The sequence below is a fragment of the Aeromonas sp. s13 genome (assembly GCF_040907905.1).
Classification (GTDB): domain Bacteria; phylum Pseudomonadota; class Gammaproteobacteria; order Enterobacterales; family Aeromonadaceae; genus Aeromonas; species Aeromonas veronii.
On sequence record NZ_JBFOCS010000042.1, the window covers coordinates 44377 to 60076 of the forward strand.

General features: G+C 61.0%; 14 protein-coding genes and 3 tRNA genes. 5 read left to right on the forward strand and 12 right to left on the reverse strand.

What is annotated here, in order from left to right; translation table 11 throughout:
* Positions 1 to 37 precede the first annotated feature (37 nt).
* Positions 38 to 712, reverse strand: coding sequence for a transcriptional regulator TctD (tctD, locus tag AB5Y82_RS07590; RefSeq protein WP_005350926.1), 675 nt, complete (start codon positions 710 to 712; stop codon positions 38 to 40).
* Positions 713 to 934: 222 nt separating this feature from the next.
* Here tctD and AB5Y82_RS07595 point away from each other — a divergent pair, with 222 nt between their 5' ends.
* Genes AB5Y82_RS07595 through AB5Y82_RS07605 form a run of 3 tightly spaced genes read left to right on the forward strand, consistent with a single transcriptional unit; the run spans position 935 to position 3906 of the window.
* On the forward strand, positions 935 to 1921 hold the full coding sequence (locus tag AB5Y82_RS07595; RefSeq protein WP_368173826.1) for a Bug family tripartite tricarboxylate transporter substrate binding protein: 987 nt from the start codon (positions 935 to 937) through the stop codon (positions 1919 to 1921).
* A gap of 11 nt (positions 1922 to 1932) precedes the next feature.
* Positions 1933 to 2364: a tripartite tricarboxylate transporter TctB family protein gene (locus AB5Y82_RS07600; protein WP_005350923.1), complete on the forward strand. Its 432-nt coding sequence runs from the start codon at positions 1933 to 1935 to the stop codon at positions 2362 to 2364.
* A gap of 9 nt (positions 2365 to 2373) precedes the next feature.
* Positions 2374 to 3906 carry a tripartite tricarboxylate transporter permease gene (locus AB5Y82_RS07605; RefSeq protein WP_019445074.1) on the forward strand — a complete coding sequence of 511 codons (1533 nt, stop codon included), beginning with the start codon at positions 2374 to 2376 and terminating at the stop codon, positions 3904 to 3906.
* A 415-nt stretch (positions 3907 to 4321) separates the two neighbouring features.
* Here AB5Y82_RS07605 and AB5Y82_RS07610 read toward each other — a convergent pair.
* From AB5Y82_RS07610 to AB5Y82_RS07660, 11 genes are all read right to left on the reverse strand, one after another.
* Positions 4322 to 4408: transfer RNA gene (locus tag AB5Y82_RS07610), tRNA-Leu, on the reverse strand.
* A gap of 41 nt (positions 4409 to 4449) precedes the next feature.
* Positions 4450 to 4523: transfer RNA gene (locus AB5Y82_RS07615), tRNA-Cys, on the reverse strand.
* Between the two features lie 35 nt (positions 4524 to 4558).
* A tRNA-Gly gene (locus AB5Y82_RS07620) sits at positions 4559 to 4634 on the reverse strand.
* A gap of 181 nt (positions 4635 to 4815) precedes the next feature.
* Complete coding sequence (gene pgsA, locus AB5Y82_RS07625) at positions 4816 to 5370, reverse strand: CDP-diacylglycerol--glycerol-3-phosphate 3-phosphatidyltransferase (protein WP_031227442.1); 555 nt, start codon at positions 5368 to 5370, stop codon at positions 4816 to 4818.
* A 199-nt stretch (positions 5371 to 5569) separates the two neighbouring features.
* Entirely contained in the window at positions 5570 to 7423 is a 1854-nt protein-coding gene (uvrC, locus tag AB5Y82_RS07630) for an excinuclease ABC subunit UvrC (RefSeq protein WP_159143931.1), read from the reverse strand.
* Positions 7424 to 7550: 127 nt separating this feature from the next.
* On the reverse strand, positions 7551 to 8195 hold the full coding sequence (gene uvrY / locus AB5Y82_RS07635) for a UvrY/SirA/GacA family response regulator transcription factor (protein WP_005337448.1): 645 nt from the start codon (positions 8193 to 8195) through the stop codon (positions 7551 to 7553).
* Between the two features lie 211 nt (positions 8196 to 8406).
* Positions 8407 to 9156 carry a 3-deoxy-manno-octulosonate cytidylyltransferase gene (gene kdsB, locus AB5Y82_RS07640; RefSeq protein ID WP_159143932.1) on the reverse strand — a complete coding sequence of 250 codons (750 nt, stop codon included), beginning with the start codon at positions 9154 to 9156 and terminating at the stop codon, positions 8407 to 8409.
* The gene (locus AB5Y82_RS07645; protein WP_005347033.1) at positions 9153 to 9341 is read right to left on the reverse strand and encodes a Trm112 family protein; all 189 of its coding nucleotides are present in this window, start codon (positions 9339 to 9341) and stop codon (positions 9153 to 9155) included. The genes kdsB and AB5Y82_RS07645 overlap by 4 nt, the downstream gene beginning before the upstream one ends.
* 123 nt (positions 9342 to 9464) lie before the next feature.
* Complete coding sequence (gene lpxK, locus AB5Y82_RS07650; RefSeq protein WP_159143933.1) at positions 9465 to 10460, reverse strand: tetraacyldisaccharide 4'-kinase; 996 nt, start codon at positions 10458 to 10460, stop codon at positions 9465 to 9467.
* Positions 10460 to 12223, reverse strand: coding sequence for a lipid A ABC transporter ATP-binding protein/permease MsbA (gene msbA, locus AB5Y82_RS07655; RefSeq protein WP_157160501.1), 1764 nt, complete (start codon positions 12221 to 12223; stop codon positions 10460 to 10462). Before msbA ends, lpxK begins: the two co-directional genes overlap by 1 nt.
* A gap of 104 nt (positions 12224 to 12327) precedes the next feature.
* Positions 12328 to 14529, reverse strand: coding sequence for a DNA internalization-related competence protein ComEC/Rec2 (locus AB5Y82_RS07660; RefSeq protein ID WP_201296069.1), 2202 nt, complete (start codon positions 14527 to 14529; stop codon positions 12328 to 12330).
* 27 nt (positions 14530 to 14556) lie between these two features.
* Between AB5Y82_RS07660 and AB5Y82_RS07665 the strand changes: the two genes are divergently transcribed.
* Both AB5Y82_RS07665 and AB5Y82_RS07670 read left to right on the forward strand, forming a co-directional pair.
* Positions 14557 to 15075, forward strand: coding sequence for a DUF2062 domain-containing protein (locus AB5Y82_RS07665; RefSeq protein ID WP_005350890.1), 519 nt, complete (start codon positions 14557 to 14559; stop codon positions 15073 to 15075).
* Entirely contained in the window at positions 15069 to 15572 is a 504-nt protein-coding gene (locus AB5Y82_RS07670) for a DUF2062 domain-containing protein (RefSeq protein ID WP_042081972.1), read from the forward strand. The genes AB5Y82_RS07665 and AB5Y82_RS07670 overlap by 7 nt, the downstream gene beginning before the upstream one ends.
* Positions 15573 to 15700: the final 128 nt, after the last annotated feature.

The window sequence follows — 15700 nt, forward strand, 5'->3', positions numbered from 1 at the left end:
CCCCAGAAACAGCAGCAGTTGATGGAGCAGGGAGCGGCTAATGGGAGGCCTCCGGCGCCGCTTCCAGCAGATAGCCGAGACCGCGCAGGGTGGTGATCACCACCCCGCTGCCCACCAGCTTTTTGCGCAGCCGGTGGATATAGAGATCGATGCTGTCGAGCCCTACCTCGTCATCGAGGTTGAACACCTGCTCGAACAGCTGCCCTTTGGCGACCGGCCGCCCATGGCGATACATCAGCGCTGTCAGCAGCGCCAGTTCGCGCGGAGTCAGGGCAAGGCGGGCATCGGCCAGCAGAAAATAGCCGTCGGGGTGCAGGGTCAGGCGCCCCAGCCGCAGCTCGGCACCACCGCTTTCGCTGCGCCGCAGCAGGGCTCGCAGCCGGGCATCCAGCTCCCCCAGATCGAACGGCTTGGCCAGATAGTCATCGGCTCCGGCATTGAGACCGCAGATCCGCTCCTCCACCGCGCCGCGGGCGGTGAGCAGCAGCACCGGCACCCCCTGCCCCCGACTTCGCAACCGGCCGAGTACCGCCAGCCCGTCGAGCTTGGGCATCTCGATATCGAGCACCGCCAGCGCGTACTGTTCGTGGCGCAGCAGGTGGTCAGCCTGAGCTCCGTCAGCCACCCAATCCACCGCGAAACCGGCGCTGGTGAGTGCCCGCGACAGCCAATGAGCCAGTTCGTGATTATCTTCTGCCAACAGCAAGCGCATCCCTCTCCCCTTGTTCCTAACCGCAGCATTCAGCCGCACTGCTTCAACTGCATCCCTTCATCACTGCTATTGCGGGAGAAGGTGCGATCAGGGTCACACTCCCGGCTCTTGGTCAGCGATTGAAAGGTGAATGAAAGGTTGTTGTTTTAACAATTTCGCATCACTTCGTCTATCGACGGAGTCACACCCAGGAAAAACAACGACAAGATGGAGCACACAACCATGAAGCAACGCACACGTCATGCCCTCGCCCTGCTGACCCTGCTCGGCGCCCTGCCACTGCAGGCGGCCGAAAGTGCCGCGACCCCGAGCCGTACCGAATGCATCGCACCGGCCAAACCGGGCGGTGGTTTCGATCTCACCTGCAAGCTGCTGCAGGTGAGCCTGCAGGAGACCGGCACCATCGACAAGCCGATGCGGGTCACCTATATGCCGGGCGGGGTCGGCGCCGTGGCCTACAACGCCATCGTGGCCCAGCGCCCCGCCGAGGCGGGGACTGTGGTCGCCTTCTCCGGTGGCTCCCTGCTCAACCTCTCACAGGGGAAATTTGGCCGTTACGGGGTGGACGATGTGCGCTGGCTGGCGGCGGTGGGCACCGATTACGGCATGATTGCGGTGCGCCACGATGCCCCCTATCAGAACCTCAAGGAGCTGGTGAGCGCCATGGAGCGCGATCCCAACAGCGTGGTGATCGGCGCGGGTGCCTCCATCGGCAGTCAGGACTGGATGAAGACGGCGCTGCTGGCCAAACAGGCCGGGGTTGACCCGCACAAGATGCGCTACGTCGCCTTTGAAGGGGGCGGCGAGCCGGTCACCGCGCTGCTGGGCAACCATGTGCAGGCGGTCTCCGGCGATCTGAGCGAGATGGTGCCCTATATCGGCGGCGACAAACTGCGGGTGCTGGCGGTGTTCTCTGCCGAACGGCTGCCCGGCAAGCTGTCCACCATCCCCACCGCCAAGGAGCAGGGTTATGACCTGGTGTGGCCGGTGATCCGCGGCTTCTATGTCGGCCCCAAGGTGAGCGACAGCGAATACCAGTGGTGGAAGCAGACCTTCGATCAGCTGGTGAAGACCGACACCTTCAAGGCGCAGCGGGATCTGCGCGGCCTGTTCGAGTTTGACCTCACCGGCGAGGCCCTCGACAGCTACGTCAAGGAGCAGGTAGCGCAATATCGCGAGCAGGCCAAAGCCTTCGGTCTGGCCAAATAGGAGCCGCAGCCATGAGCGATCGCATCTTCGCCGCTATCTGGCTGCTGCTCTGTCTGGCAGGCGCCGCTATCGCCTGGCAGATCCAGAGCGAATACAGCTATGAGCCGCTGGGGCCACGCCCCTTCCCGCTCGGAATCATCGGCCTGATGGCGCTCTGCGCCCTGTTGCTGCTGCGCCGCCAGCCGGACACCGTCAGCTGGCCGCCGCTGCGTACCCTGCGCCACCTCGCCATCATGGTGGTGGCGCTGGCCGGGTACGGTGCCAGCTTCGAGTGGCTGGGCTTTCCGCTGGCCACCACCCTGCTCACCTTTGTGCTGGGGCGCCTGTTTGGCGCCTCTGCCAAAGCCGCCCTGCTCTCCGGCGTCGTCGGCGGTCTGGTGCTCTATCTCGCCTTCGACCGGCTGCTGGATGTCACCCTGCCCCTCGGCGTCTGGTTCTCTTAAGGAGTCAATATGGATACCTGGATGTACCTCTCCCAGGGCTTTGCGGTGGCACTCACCCCGGAAAATCTGGTGATTGCCCTCATCGGCTGCTTTGTCGGCACCGTGGTCGGCCTGCTGCCGGGCCTTGGCCCCATCAACGGGGTCGCCATCCTGTTGCCGCTGGCTTTTGCCCTGAAACTGCCCCCCGAATCGGCGCTTATTCTGCTCGCCACCGTCTATATCGGTTGCGAGTATGGCGGGCGGATCTCCTCGATCCTGCTCAACGTGCCGGGGGATGCTGCCGCCATCATGACCGCGCTGGATGGCTACCCCATGGCCCAGCAGGGCAAGGCGGGAGTGGCCCTCTCCATCTCGGCGGTCAGCTCCTTTGTCGGCTCCATGCTCGCCATCGGGGGGATCATCCTGTTCGCCCCGGCGCTGGCGCGCTGGTCCCTCGCCTTCGGCCCGGCGGAGTATTTCGCCCTGATGGTGTTCGCCATCGCCTGCCTTGGCAGCATGATGAGCCAGAACCCGCTCAAGTCCTTTATGGCGGCGCTGATTGGGCTGGGGCTCGCCACCGTCGGGGTGGATGCCAACACTGGCGTCTATCGCTTTACCTTCGACAGCGTTCACCTCTCGGACGGGGTGCAGTTTATCGTGGTGGTGATCGGCCTCTTCTCGGTGAGCGAGATCCTGCTGATGCTGGAGCACACCAGTGGCGGCGGCAAGCTGGTGCGCACCACCGGGCGGATGCTGTTCAACTTCAAGGAGCTAGTCCATTGCACCGGCACCATGTTGCGCTCCTCCACCATCGGCTTCTTCGTCGGCATTCTGCCCGGCGCAGGCGCCACCATCGCCAGTGCCATCACCTACATGACCGAGAAGCGACTGGCGGGGCCCAATGCCAAATTCGGCGAAGGGGACATTCGCGGCGTGGCCGCACCGGAGGCGGCCAACAACGCATCAGCCTGTGGCTCCTTTATCCCCATGCTGACCTTGGGGGTGCCGGGGTCGGGCACCACGGCGGTGATGATGGGGGCACTGACCCTCTACAACATCACCCCCGGCCCCACCATGTTCACCGAACAGCCCGATGTGGTGTGGGGACTGATCGCCGCCCTCTTGCTGGCCAACGTCATGCTGCTGGTGATGAACATCCCCATGGTGGGGCTCTTTACCCGCATGCTCTCCATCCCGCTCTGGTTTTTGGTGCCCGCCATCGCCAGCGTCTCAGCGGTGGGAGTCTATGCGGTGCACAGCACCACCTTCGATCTGCTGCTGATGGTGGCCCTCGGGGTCTTTGGCTACCTGCTGCGCAAGATGCACTTCCCCATGTCACCGCTCATTCTGGGCTTCGTGCTGGGAGAAATGCTGGAGCAGAACCTGCGCCGCGCCCTCTCCATCAGCAATGGCGACACCGCCATCCTGTGGAGCAGCGGCATCAGCCAGACCCTGCTGGTACTGGCCATTGCAGTGATCACCCTGCCCCCGCTGGTACGCCTGCTGCGCCGCCGCAAAGCGGATCCGCTGATCCCGGACGCCCGCCCGGAGCAGGGAGCCTGATCCGATAAGACAGAGATGACGGGCCTATTGATAAACAAGGGCGAGATCTGAACGATCTCGCCCTTTTTAACAGACCGCATCCATCTGTCACTAACGGTATAAAAACACCCAATATATCAACGCTAATCGCCCCGCGTTCTCTGACACTTCAAGAGCCTCAAACTGACGTCATTCAGCAGGTCTTATGAGCAAGCCGCTACGTGACAAGGAAATATTCAGACTGGCCGCTGTATCCCTTGTTCTCGATCTGTATTCCCCACCGAGTCAGGGGGTGGCAAGCCTGATAGTGAGCTTGAGCTGGCAATTAAACGCCGGAGGCTCTACCGGACGACACCTGTTTGGATCAAATGTGGATTCGGAGGAAAAATAAAAAGGCCACTATTTCTAGTGGCCTTTCGTAACTCTTTGATTTTAATGGTGCCCGAGGCCGGAATCGAACCGGCACGACGCGAACGTCGAGGGATTTTAAATCCCTTGTGTCTACCGATTTCACCACTCGGGCACCGCAATCGGTATCAAGCTCGCGTGGCGGGCTTGTCAATATGGAGGCACGTTCCGGAATCGAACCGGACTAAACGGATTTGCAATCCGCTGCATAACCGCTTTGCTAACGCGCCATGCAAAAGAGAGTTGGCTCTCTATTGTCTGAATTTGGAGCGGGAAACGAGACTCGAACTCGCGACCCCGACCTTGGCAAGGTCGTGCTCTACCAACTGAGCTATTCCCGCATTGGTCTGGCTGACTGCCTGACCACGAGGACGCATTCTAGCGATGTTCCTCGTCCAGTCAACCAGAAATATTTAATTACCTGATCGTTCGGGCATTTTTTGCCCTTTTTGAACAGTTTTAGCGCCTTTGGCCGTTTCCTGCCTCAAATAAGAGTAAACCTCACCTTGCGGCACAGGTGACTCACAGGTTGGCGTGGTGAGTCAAATCGCCCCAGGCCGCCTTCATGTACTGGAACATCGACCAGAAGGTGAGCACGGTGGCGACATAGAGCATCACATAGGCGAGCCACACCATCCAGACGTTGTATTGCCAAATCAGACCAGTGAGCGACACCATCTGGATCATGGTCTTCCACTTGCCAATCCAGCTGACCGCCACCGAGGAGCGTTTGCCGAGCTCGGCCATCCATTCGCGCAGGGCGGAGATGATGATCTCGCGGCCAATCATGGTCATGGCGGGAATGGTGACCCAGATGGTGTTGTAGTGTTCGACGATAACCACCAGTGCTGCGGCAACCATGATCTTGTCGGCAACCGGGTCAAGGAAGGCGCCAAAGGCGGTGGACTGATTGAGCTTGCGAGCCAGATAGCCATCAAACCAGTCGGTAGCAGCGGCCAGAATAAAGATGATGGCGGCAGCCAGATAGGACCATTGATAAGGCAGATAGAACAGGATGACGAAGACGGGAATGAGCAAAATCCGGAAAAACGTCAACAGGTTAGGTATGTTTGTCATTATTTTCAGCCACTTCTTGTACGTCGCTACATAGTGCGCCAAAGCCGATTTGCGATGCAACCGCACTGGCGCCCGTCTTGGTCTTTTTAATCCATCAATCTTCTCAAAATGCGAGGGCCATTATGGCATTTACGGCCCCCCCGCGTCACGGCTCTTGTGCATCAAGGAGTTAGCGATTTTGCCATGCCGCTAACCCTGCTCAGGCGCTGTGCAAGCCATCGTGGATGGTCTGGGCCAGCTCCTGACTGATGCCGGGTACCTTGGCCAGTTCATCCACGCTCGCCTTTTTGACCTCCTGCAGGCCGCCCAGATATTTGAGCAGCGCCTGTCGCCGCTTTGGCCCCACCCCCGGAATATCCTCCAGACTGCTGCTGGTGCGGGCCTTGGCCCGTCTGGCACGGTGGCCGGTAATGGCAAAACGGTGGGATTCATCGCGAATATGCTGAATCAGGTGCAAAGCGGGCATATCTGCCGGCAAATGCAACTCTTCGTGACTCTCCCCCATGATGAGCGTTTCCAACCCTGCCTTGCGAGTCACCCCCTTGGCAATCCCCACCAGCAGCGGATATTTGCCGCCGAGGAACTCCAGCTGACGGGCCAGGATCTCTTCGGCGCGGCGCAACTGGCCGAGGCCACCGTCGATAAACAGCACGTCCGGCACCTTGTCCGGCTCCTGCTGCTTGCCAAAGCGGCGCTCCAGCGCCTGCTCCATCGCTGCGTAGTCATCACCGCCGGTGATACCGTCGATATTAAAACGACGATATTCCGATGAGAGCGGCCCCTCCCGGTTGAACACCACGCAAGAAGCCACCGTGCGCTCCCCCATGGTGTGGGAAATATCAAAACACTCCATGCGGGCGATGGGGCGCTCCAGCTCCAGCAGCTCTTCCAGCTGATCGTAGCGAGCAGTAATGGTGCTCTTGTGAGCCAGCCGCGATCGCAGCGCCGTCTCGGCGTTGATGGAGGCGAGCTTGATAAAACGGGCCCGTTCGGCGCGGGTACGACTCACCACTCGCACCTTGTAGCCTGCTGTCTGGCTCAGGGTCTCGGCGATGACGCTTTCATCTTCGAGAGCCACATCGAGCAGCACCTCGCTCGGGATCTGCCGCCCCCCCTGCCCCGACAGATAGAACTGCAGCAGGAAGGATTGCACCACCTCGTCGAGCTGGGTATCGGCCGGCACTTTCGGGAAGTAGCTGCGCGAGCCCAGCACCTTGCCCTGACGAATAAAGAGCACGTGGATGCAAGCAGCACCTTGCTGGAAGGCGACCCCCACCACATCCAGCTCGTCCAGCACGTTGCCACTCACCGACTGCTGTTCGGTGACCCGCCGCAGCGCCAGGATCTGATCCCGATAGCGGGCTGCCTCTTCAAAGCGCAGATCGCCGCTGGCAGACTCCATCTTGCCCACCAGCTCGCCAATCACCTGCTGGTTCTTGCCTGCCAGAAACAGCTTGGCCAGCTCCACCTGCTGGGCATATTCGGCCTCGCTCACCAACCCGGGTACGCAAGGGCCGGCGCAACGCTTGAGCTGATAGAGCAGACAGGGACGGGTGCGGTTGGCATAGACCGCATCCTCGCACTGACGCACCGGAAAAATTTTCTGCATCAGATGCAAACTCTCGCGCACCGCGCCGCCGGAAGGGTACGGGCCGAAGTACTCCCCCTTCACCTTGCGGGCACCGCGATGGACGCCGATGCGTGGATGCTGGTGCGCGGTGATGATGATCCAGGGGTAGGATTTGTCGTCCCTCAGCAGCACGTTATAACGGGGCTGGTACTGCTTGATCAGGTTGTGCTCGAGGATCAGCGCCTCGGTCTCGGTGTGGGTGACGGTGACCTGGATATCGGCGATCTGGCGCACCAGGGTGCGGGTCTTGATGCTGTCGACGTTGGTGCGAAAGTAGGAGGCGAGCCGCTTTTTCAGATCCTTGGCCTTGCCCACATAGATCACGGTGCCACCGCTGTCATACATGCGGTAAACGCCGCTCTGATGAGTGACGGCGCTCAGAAACGCCTTGCTGTCGAAGAGAGGTTCGGAAGAGAGGGTCATCAGCTACTCGGCTCACACAAAGGCAAAAATTGACGGGCAGAGCATACTGCCCTCGCCGCCTGAAAAGCAAAAGGGCAGAAAAGCAAAAAGGCGGCACGCGCCGCCTTTGTGACCACACGCCAGCCGATTAGAGGGTATCGGCATCCAGCATGCCATAGCGAATGGCCAGATGGGTCAGTTCCACGTCACCGTTGATCCCCAGCTTGCTGAACAGACGATAGCGGTAGCTGTTGACCGTCTTCGGGCTCAGGTTGAGCTGCTCGGAGATATCAGTCACCTTCTGCCCCTTGGTGATCATCATCATGATCTGCAGCTCGCGCTCGGAAAGGGACTTGAAGGGATTCTCGTCAGCGGAGGCAAATTGGCTGAGGGCCATCTGCTGGGCAATCTCCGGGGAGATGTAGCGCTGACCGGAGTGCACCAGCCGGATCGCCTGGATCATCTCGTCGGGAGCAGCCCCCTTGGTCAGGTAACCGGCGGCGCCAGCCTGCATCACCTTGGTGGGGAACGGATTTTCTGAATGAATGGTCAGCACTATGATGCGCACATCGGGGCGGATCCGCAGAATTTTGCGGGTCGCTTCCAGACCACCAATACCCGGCATGTTCATGTCCATCAGGATCACGTCCGGATGGTGTTGGCGACAGAACGTAACTGCGGTCTCGCCGCTCTGTGCCTCGCCCACCACCTTGATCCCGCGCACATCTTCAAGAATGCGTCTTATCCCTGTACGCACCAGCTCATGATCATCGACCAGGAATACATTTATCACCCAAACACCCCGTTTTATCTCGTTTTAGCCGCCCGGTTAGGGTTAACAGGGCGTCTTGCATCATAACCAAACTCGTCGCTTTGGCAAACCATGCACGCCAAAAGTTTGAGAAAACCCATGTTTAGCGTTTAAAATCAAATAATTATATAAATTTTCAAAACAAAAAACGGTGCCTTGCGACACCGTTTTCATGACGTTAGTGCTGTGGCCATCACTTGGCCAAAAAGGTGCGCACCTTCTCCAGATCGGCCTGGGTATCCACCCCGACCGGCGGCGCTTCAAGGGCCTGGGCGACGTGGATCTTCTCCCCGTACCAGAGCACCCGCAGCTGCTCCAGCGCCTCGACCTGCTCCAGCACGCTCGGTGCCCAGTCTACATAACGCTGGATAAAGCCAGCGCGATAGGCATAGATACCGATATGACGCTGGTAATGATCGCCAATCTGCTCGTGGCTGCTGGCAAAGCGATCCCGATCCCACGGGATGCTGGCGCGACTGAAGTAGAGAGCATAGCCATCCTTGTCAGTCACCACCTTGACCGCATTGGGATTGAACGCCTCTTCAGCATCCTTGATCGGCACCGACAAGGTCGCCATCGGCGCCGTGGCGGCGGCCAGATTGTCCGCCACCTGACGAATGATGGCGGGCGGAATAAGCGGCTCATCCCCCTGCACATTGACGATGATGGTATCGGCGGCGAAGCCGTAGTGACGGCACACCTCGGCCAAACGCTCGGTGCCGGACTGGTGATCCGGTGAGGTCATGCACACCTCGACGCCGGTGCTCAGCAGTGCCTGCTGCACCCGCTCGTCATCGGTGGCAACGATCACCCGATCGGCACCTGATTGCAGGGCTTTTTCCACCACATGCTGCACCATGGGCTTGCCATGGATATCCGCCAGCGGCTTGCCCGGCAGACGAGTTGACGCATAGCGGGCAGGAATGACGACGACGAAACTCATGACGGCAGCTCATCGCTGTTGAGTGGACGGGCACGGTTCTCCAGCAGCACCGGGATCCCCTCCTCCAGCGGATAGGCCAGCTTGTCAAAGCGGCAGACCAGCTCATGAACTGCTTTGTTGTAGTGCAGCTTACCCTTGCAGACCGGGCAGGCAATGATGTCGAGCAACTTGATGTCCAAAGCCAAAACGATACTCCTTCAACGATGTCGCGCTGGCAGCTTCATCACGCCAGCGATGGATGTCGAGCAACCAGATATTCCATGCGGGACCGCTATTGGTCCACTTCTCCCCCGCTCAGGCAAGAGAGATTAATCTTGCGCCCTGGTCGCGCCCTTTGCCTTCGCCCCCAGCTTGTGCAGCAGGGCATCCAGCAGGGAGGCGGGCAACTCGGCGCTGACCGGCAGATACCACCAGTTATCGAGGGCAAACGGGCGGCACTTGACCGCATCCTTCTCGGTCATCAGCAGCGGCTTGCTGGCAAAGCGGCCCACCAGCTCATCCCGATCAAAGGGATGATGATCGCCGTAGGCGGCCTGCTGCTCCAGCTGGTAACCGAGCCCTTCCAGGGTGACAAAGAAGCGGGGCGGATGACCGATCCCCGCCAGCGCATCAACCGGCCCCGACAAGGGGGCTACAAGCGGCGCATCGTCGCGCACCCGGCGCGGGGTGTCGGCGACCAGTTGCATGGGGTACTCCCCCTTGCCCGGCTCGCCGCCGTTGCAGATGATGGCGTCCACCCGTTTGAGACGAGTGATCGGCTCGCGCAGCGGCCCCATGGGCAGCAAGCAGGCGTTGCCGAAACGGCGCGCTCCGTCCACCACCACCAGCTCGATGTCGCGGGCCAGCGCGTAGTGCTGCAGACCGTCGTCGGTGATGATGATATCCACCTCACCGCTCTGCTCCAGCAGTCGTACCGCGTCGGCCCGTTTCGGGGCAACCACCACGGGGCAGCCGCAGCGCCGGGCAATCAGCACCGGCTCATCTCCGGCCTGCGCCGTGGTGCTGGTCTCATCCAGCCGATAGGGGTAATGGGGCGCCTTGCCGCCATAACCACGGCTCACCACCCCGGGGCGATAGCCGCGGGCTTGCAACTGCTCCACCAGCCAGACCACCACTGGCGTCTTGCCGTTGCCCCCCACCGAAATATTGCCCACCACAATGACCGGTAAGGAGGAGCGATATCCCTTGCGCCAGCCGTGACGATAGGCGTAGCGGCGGCTGCCGCTGATGATGGCGAACAGCAGGGCAAAGGGGGCCAGCAACCAGCGCCAGCCACTTTTGCGATACCAGAGCCGTTCCAGCATCAGGCCTTGCTTCCCGCGTTGCCAAACTGAATAGCGCGCAGCTGGGCATAGGTGCCGCGCTGCTCCATCAATGCTTCGTGGTTCCCGCGCTCGACGATATGACCTTCGTCGATTACCAGGATCTCGTCTGCCTTCTCGATGGTGGAGAGGCGGTGGGCGATCACCAGCGAGGTACGCGCCTTGCAAAGCTCATCGATAGCCGCCTGAATGTGGCGCTCGGATTCGGTATCGAGGGCCGAAGTGGCCTCATCCAGCAGCAGAACCGGCGCATCGCGCAGCAAAGCCCGCGCAATGGCAACACGCTGGCGCTGACCACCGGAGAGGGATGCACCGTTCTCGCCAACCACAGTGTCATACCCGTTGCTCATCTTGCTGACGAACTCGTCGGCGTGAGCGATACGGGCGGCCTGCACGATCTGGTCGCGGCTGTATTTGTCTTCTGCCGCGTAGGCGATGTTGTTGGCCACCGAGTCGTTGAACAGGTGGACATGCTGAGAGACCAGCGCGTACTGCTTGCGCAGCTCGCTCAACTTGTATTCGCGGATGTTGATGCCATCCAGCAGGATCTCGCCCTGATCGATGTCGTAGAAGCGGGTCAGCAGGCTGGCAATGGTACTCTTGCCAGAGCCGGAACGGCCCACCAGCGCCACCGACTTACCCGCCTCCACCTTGAAGCTGACGTTGTGCAGCGCCGGGGTGTCCTTGGTCGGGTAGGTGAAAGTGACGTTGCGAAACTCGATCTCGCCGCGAGCACGCTCCAGAGTACGGGTGCCGGTATCCTGCTCCGGCTCGCTGTCGAGCAGGCCAAACAGGCTGTGGCAGGCAGTGATGGCGCGCTGAAACTGGTTGTTGACGTCGGTCAGGCTTTTCAGCGGCTTGAGCAGCATCATCATGGAGGTGATCATGACGGTAAACGTACCGGCAGTCAGCTCGCTGCGCACACTGTCGATGGTGGCTACATAGAGGAAGGCAGCCAGCGCGATGGAGGCCACCATCTGCACCACAGGGCTGCCGATGGCATCAGCCGCGACCATCTTCATGGTCTGCTGGCGCATGTTATTGCTGACCTGGAAGAAGCGCTTCTCTTCCACTTTCTGGCCACCAAACATCAGCACCTCTTTGTGCCCTTTGAGCATCTGCTCGGTGGAGGTGGTGATATCCCCTACCGCCTGCTGGATGTGACGGCTGATCTGGCGGAAACGGCGACTGATAAGGCCAATGATGACCCCCACCAGCGGGCCAACCACCAGGAAAATCACCGACAGCTGCCAGGAGTGCCAGAACATCAGGCCGAGCAGACCGACCACGGTCGCCCCTTCCCGCACCAGGGTCACCAGCGTGGTGCTCGCCGCCGAGGAGACTTGACTGGCGTCATAGGTCACCTTGGAGAGCAGGTGGCCGGTATTCTGACGGTCGAAGAAGCTCATCGGCATCGCCACCATGTGATTGAACACCTGCTGTTGCAGGCGCATCACAACGTGGTTGCCGACCCAGGCCATGCAGTAGTTGGAGAGAAAGTTGGCGACACCGCGCAGGGCCACGATGCCGAGGACGAAGAAGGGCATCCATTTCAAAACGGTGCTGTCGTTGCCATTAATGCCCTGATCGATCAGCGGCTTGATGGAGTAGACAAAGGTGGTATCCACGGCGGCGTAGCCCAGCATCCCGATGATGCCACCGACCAGGCCCAGCTTGCGATCACGGACATAACCGAGCAGGCGTTTGAATACTGGCCAGCTCTCTTGTGAGGTTTCTTGTTGCATGAATAGCCGTTAGTAATGGAAATGACGGGCTATTCTAGCCAAAGCGCAGGCTTACACCAAGCGCCGCCACCTATATCGCATTCCTCCACGGCAGAAATGGCGGATTATTGCTCAAACCACACTCGCGGTCGCCACCAGTCGCCACTGCGCCGGTACCAGGGCCCCACATCTCGCTCGGCGGTGACGCTCAAGCCCGTTGCGGTGGGTTCGACCAGCATCGCCCCTTGCTGACCGGTGATCCACTGGCGGGCATCCCGATAGCGGGCCACTACATCGGGACGGGGAAAGCCCCACTGATTCATAAAGCCGGCGCTGTGGATCACCTCCTGCGCCGCTACCGCCGCAACAAACGGGGGCGTGGAGGAGGTGCGACTACCATGATGGGGGCTCACCAGCAAGGTGCTGGCCAACCCCTCCCCCTCCAGCGCCACCAGCCGCTGCTCGGCTTGCCGCTCGATATCTGCGCTCAGCAGCACGCTGCGCTGCCCATCGCTGATACGCACCACGCAGCCATCGTTATTGCGCCCGCCACCGGGGCGCTCGGGCCAGAGCACTGCAAACGAGAGCCCCTGCCAGCGCCACTGTTGCCCACGCTGGCAGAGCGTTGTTCCCTCACTGAAGGGGTAAGAGGAGAACTCGTGGCGCACCGGCATGGCGCTGAGCAGTCGCTTGCGATTGCCGGCATGGTCCCGATCCTTGTGGCTGATGATGAGGCGATCGATGACCCGGATCCCCAGATGGCTCAGCTGGGGCAGGATCACAGCGTCCGCCATGTTGTAGCCTCCGGGATAACGATCGCCGGTGTCATAGAGGATGGCTCGCTCCCCCTTGCTGATCAGCACCGCTAGCCCTTGCCCCACGTCCAGCACCCGCAGTTGCCAGCGGACTGGCGTTGGCCAGAGCGCCAACAACAGCGCACACAGACCCGGTAGCCAGAGCCAGCGTGCCGGGCGCCACTGTGCGGCGAACCAGAGCAGCAACAGCAAGGTGCAGAGTGGCAGCCACCAGGCGGGTAGTGGCCACCACAGTTGCAGTTGATCGGCCAGCCAGTTCAGGATCGTCAGCACCCACCCGAGCCCCAGATCCGCCAGCCAGAACAGGACATAGGCAAGCGAGATGGAAAGCGGCGCAAGCAGCACACCGATCAGGGCCAGCGGGATGATGGCGATACAAAAGAGCGGCACAGCCAACAGGTTGATCACCATGGCAAGGGGCGCTATCCCCTCGAACAACGCCAGTTGCAGCGGCAGCAGACCGAGCAACAGCCAGAGCTGGATCTGCCAGAGCCCCGGCTTGTCGTGGACATATCCCACCAGCAGCAAGATGGCCACCGCCAGAAACGAGAGCCAGAAGCCGGCCGAATAGAGGGCGAAGGGATCCCAGAGGGTCAATACCACAAAGGCCCACAGCCAGATGCGCCAGGCCGGCCACTCTCGCCGGCTCCAGCGCAGCACACTCCACACCAACACCATGATCAGGGCCCGCTCGGTGGCCACCGCAAACCCGGCCAACGCGCTGTAGACGGCGGCAAACAGCAGGGAGGTGATGATGGCGCCGCGCAGACCAAACAGCCTGCCCAGCCACCACCCGAGCACCGCCACCAGCGCGATGTGTTGCCCTGAGATGGCGATGATATGGGTCAGGCCGCTGCCGCGAAACAGCTCCCACTGGGCATCCGTGATACCGCTCTGCTCGCCAAAAGTGAGCGCCGCCAGCAAGGGGGCATGATCAAGTGGGCGCCAACTCTCGGTCGCCGCCCCCAACCAGCGTTCGCGCCAACCCACAGGTGCTTGTTGAATGTCAATCACCCGGCGCAAATTGCCGGTGGCGGTGATCCCTTTGCCCAGCAGCAGACGCCGCCCATCCAGCCCCGCCTCGTTGGCCAGACCGTGAGCCGGTTTCAACGAGGTCACCAGGGTGATCCGGCTGCCCACTGTCATGGCGGGTAATGCCTGATAGGCATTGACCCGGATCAGGGGCTCAGGTGTCACCGGTTGCTCGTCGAGGGAGCTCACCCGCAGCAGCAGCCGGACAAATTTATCCCCCTCGGGCTCTGCACTTTGCAGCTGTGCGGTTATCATGTGGCTCGTCTGATCGCCCAACCGCTCCAGCCAGGCCAGCCGATAGGCAAGATTGGCCTGCATCCAGAGGATGCCGAGCAGGAGAAACAGCCACCGCCAGGCACGACAATATGCAAGGGGGATCAGCAGGGACAGCAACAGGCCCCCCCATGCGAGTGAAGGTAACCATGGCCAGAACAGTGAGGAGCTTGCCCCCAGGGCAAACGACAACAGACGCAGATCCATGGAGCAAGTATTTAGCAAGGTTTCAATATGCCCAAACGACTCATTAAACGCTGGATGCCCGATCAGCAAACCCTGAAAGAACACAAGCACCTGCGGCTGTTCGGCAAACTGCTGCTCGATGCCAACCTCTGGCACCTCAACCGGCGGTCAGCCGCCGGGGCTTTTGCGGTGGGCCTCTTCATGGCCTGGGTGCCGCTCCCCTGCCAGATGCTGCTGGCCGCCGGTGGCGCCATACTGTGTCGGGTCAATCTGCCGCTCTCGGTGGCGCTGGTCTGGCTCTCCAACCCCTTTACCATGCCGCCCCTGCTCTATGGTGCCTATCTGGTGGGGTGCCAGCTGCTGGGACATTCAGCGCAACAGATAGAGATTGAGTTCACCTGGGAGTGGCTGGTCTCGGTGCTGGGCACAGTGGCACCGCCGCTGTTGCTGGGCTCGCTGATCCTTGCCCTGCTCAGTTCTCTTATCGGTTACACCCTGATCCGCACCTTCTGGCGGATCAGCACGGTGCGCCAGTGGCAAAAACGCAAGATGGCACGCCCATGCTGAGTCGCTGGTTTGCCCGTTTCAAGCTCGATCCCGATACTCTGCGCCAGCAGAAGTGGTTTGCCCTGTTTGGTGAGCGACTGCTTGCCCCAGCCCTCTGGCAAGGGGGCACTCGCGCCCTGAGTGGCGCGGTGGCGGCCGGGATCTTCGCCTGCTGGTTCCCCATCCCGATGCACTCACTCATCGCAGTCGGTCTGGCGCTGGCATTCAGCCTCAACCTGCCGCTGGCACTGCTGGCGGTCTGGTTCAACAATCCGCTGACCCTGCCATTCATGTATCTCTACGCCTATCGCACCGGCTGTCTGGTGCTGCACCAGACGCCGGAGCCTTTCCACCTCAGCTGGACCCTCCACTGGCTGGAGCAGGAGGCGGCCACCCTGGTGCCTCCCTTCCTGCTCGGCAGCCTGCTGCTGGCGGTACTCACCGCCCTGAGCGGCGGCGCCCTGACCGCGCTGCTGTTGCAACTGCGCAAACTGTGGCAAGGTGCCCGCCACCACTGAGCCGCCCTTACCCTTGTTTGGCGATCAGCCGTTGGTGTCTAGTCCTGAAATAGGTTTACACATTTTCAACTAGCATTTCTCTACTCAGAACCCCCTATGTACTGCATCGGGGGTTCTGTATTTCAACG

Bases quoted from the DNA above. Each gene is read 5' to 3' on its own strand.
- tctD (WP_005350926.1), bottom strand. From the start codon at position 712: ATGCGCTTGCTGTTGGCAGAAGATAATCACGAACTGGCTCATTGGCTG.
- AB5Y82_RS07605 (WP_019445074.1), top strand. From the start codon at position 2,374: ATGGATACCTGGATGTACCTCTCCCAGGGCTTTGCGGTGGCACTCACC.
- AB5Y82_RS07665 (WP_005350890.1), top strand. From the start codon at position 14,557: ATGCCCAAACGACTCATTAAACGCTGGATGCCCGATCAGCAAACCCTG.
- lpxK (WP_159143933.1), bottom strand. From the start codon at position 10,460: ATGCTGGAACGGCTCTGGTATCGCAAAAGTGGCTGGCGCTGGTTGCTG.
- kdsB (WP_159143932.1), bottom strand. From the start codon at position 9,156: ATGAGTTTCGTCGTCGTCATTCCTGCCCGCTATGCGTCAACTCGTCTG.
- AB5Y82_RS07595 (WP_368173826.1), top strand. From the start codon at position 935: ATGAAGCAACGCACACGTCATGCCCTCGCCCTGCTGACCCTGCTCGGC.
- AB5Y82_RS07600 (WP_005350923.1), top strand. From the start codon at position 1,933: ATGAGCGATCGCATCTTCGCCGCTATCTGGCTGCTGCTCTGTCTGGCA.
- uvrC (WP_159143931.1), bottom strand. From the start codon at position 7,423: ATGACCCTCTCTTCCGAACCTCTCTTCGACAGCAAGGCGTTTCTGAGC.
- pgsA (WP_031227442.1), bottom strand. From the start codon at position 5,370: ATGACAAACATACCTAACCTGTTGACGTTTTTCCGGATTTTGCTCATT.
- msbA (WP_157160501.1), bottom strand. From the start codon at position 12,223: ATGCAACAAGAAACCTCACAAGAGAGCTGGCCAGTATTCAAACGCCTG.
- AB5Y82_RS07670 (WP_042081972.1), top strand. From the start codon at position 15,069: ATGCTGAGTCGCTGGTTTGCCCGTTTCAAGCTCGATCCCGATACTCTG.
- AB5Y82_RS07660 (WP_201296069.1), bottom strand. From the start codon at position 14,529: ATGGATCTGCGTCTGTTGTCGTTTGCCCTGGGGGCAAGCTCCTCACTG.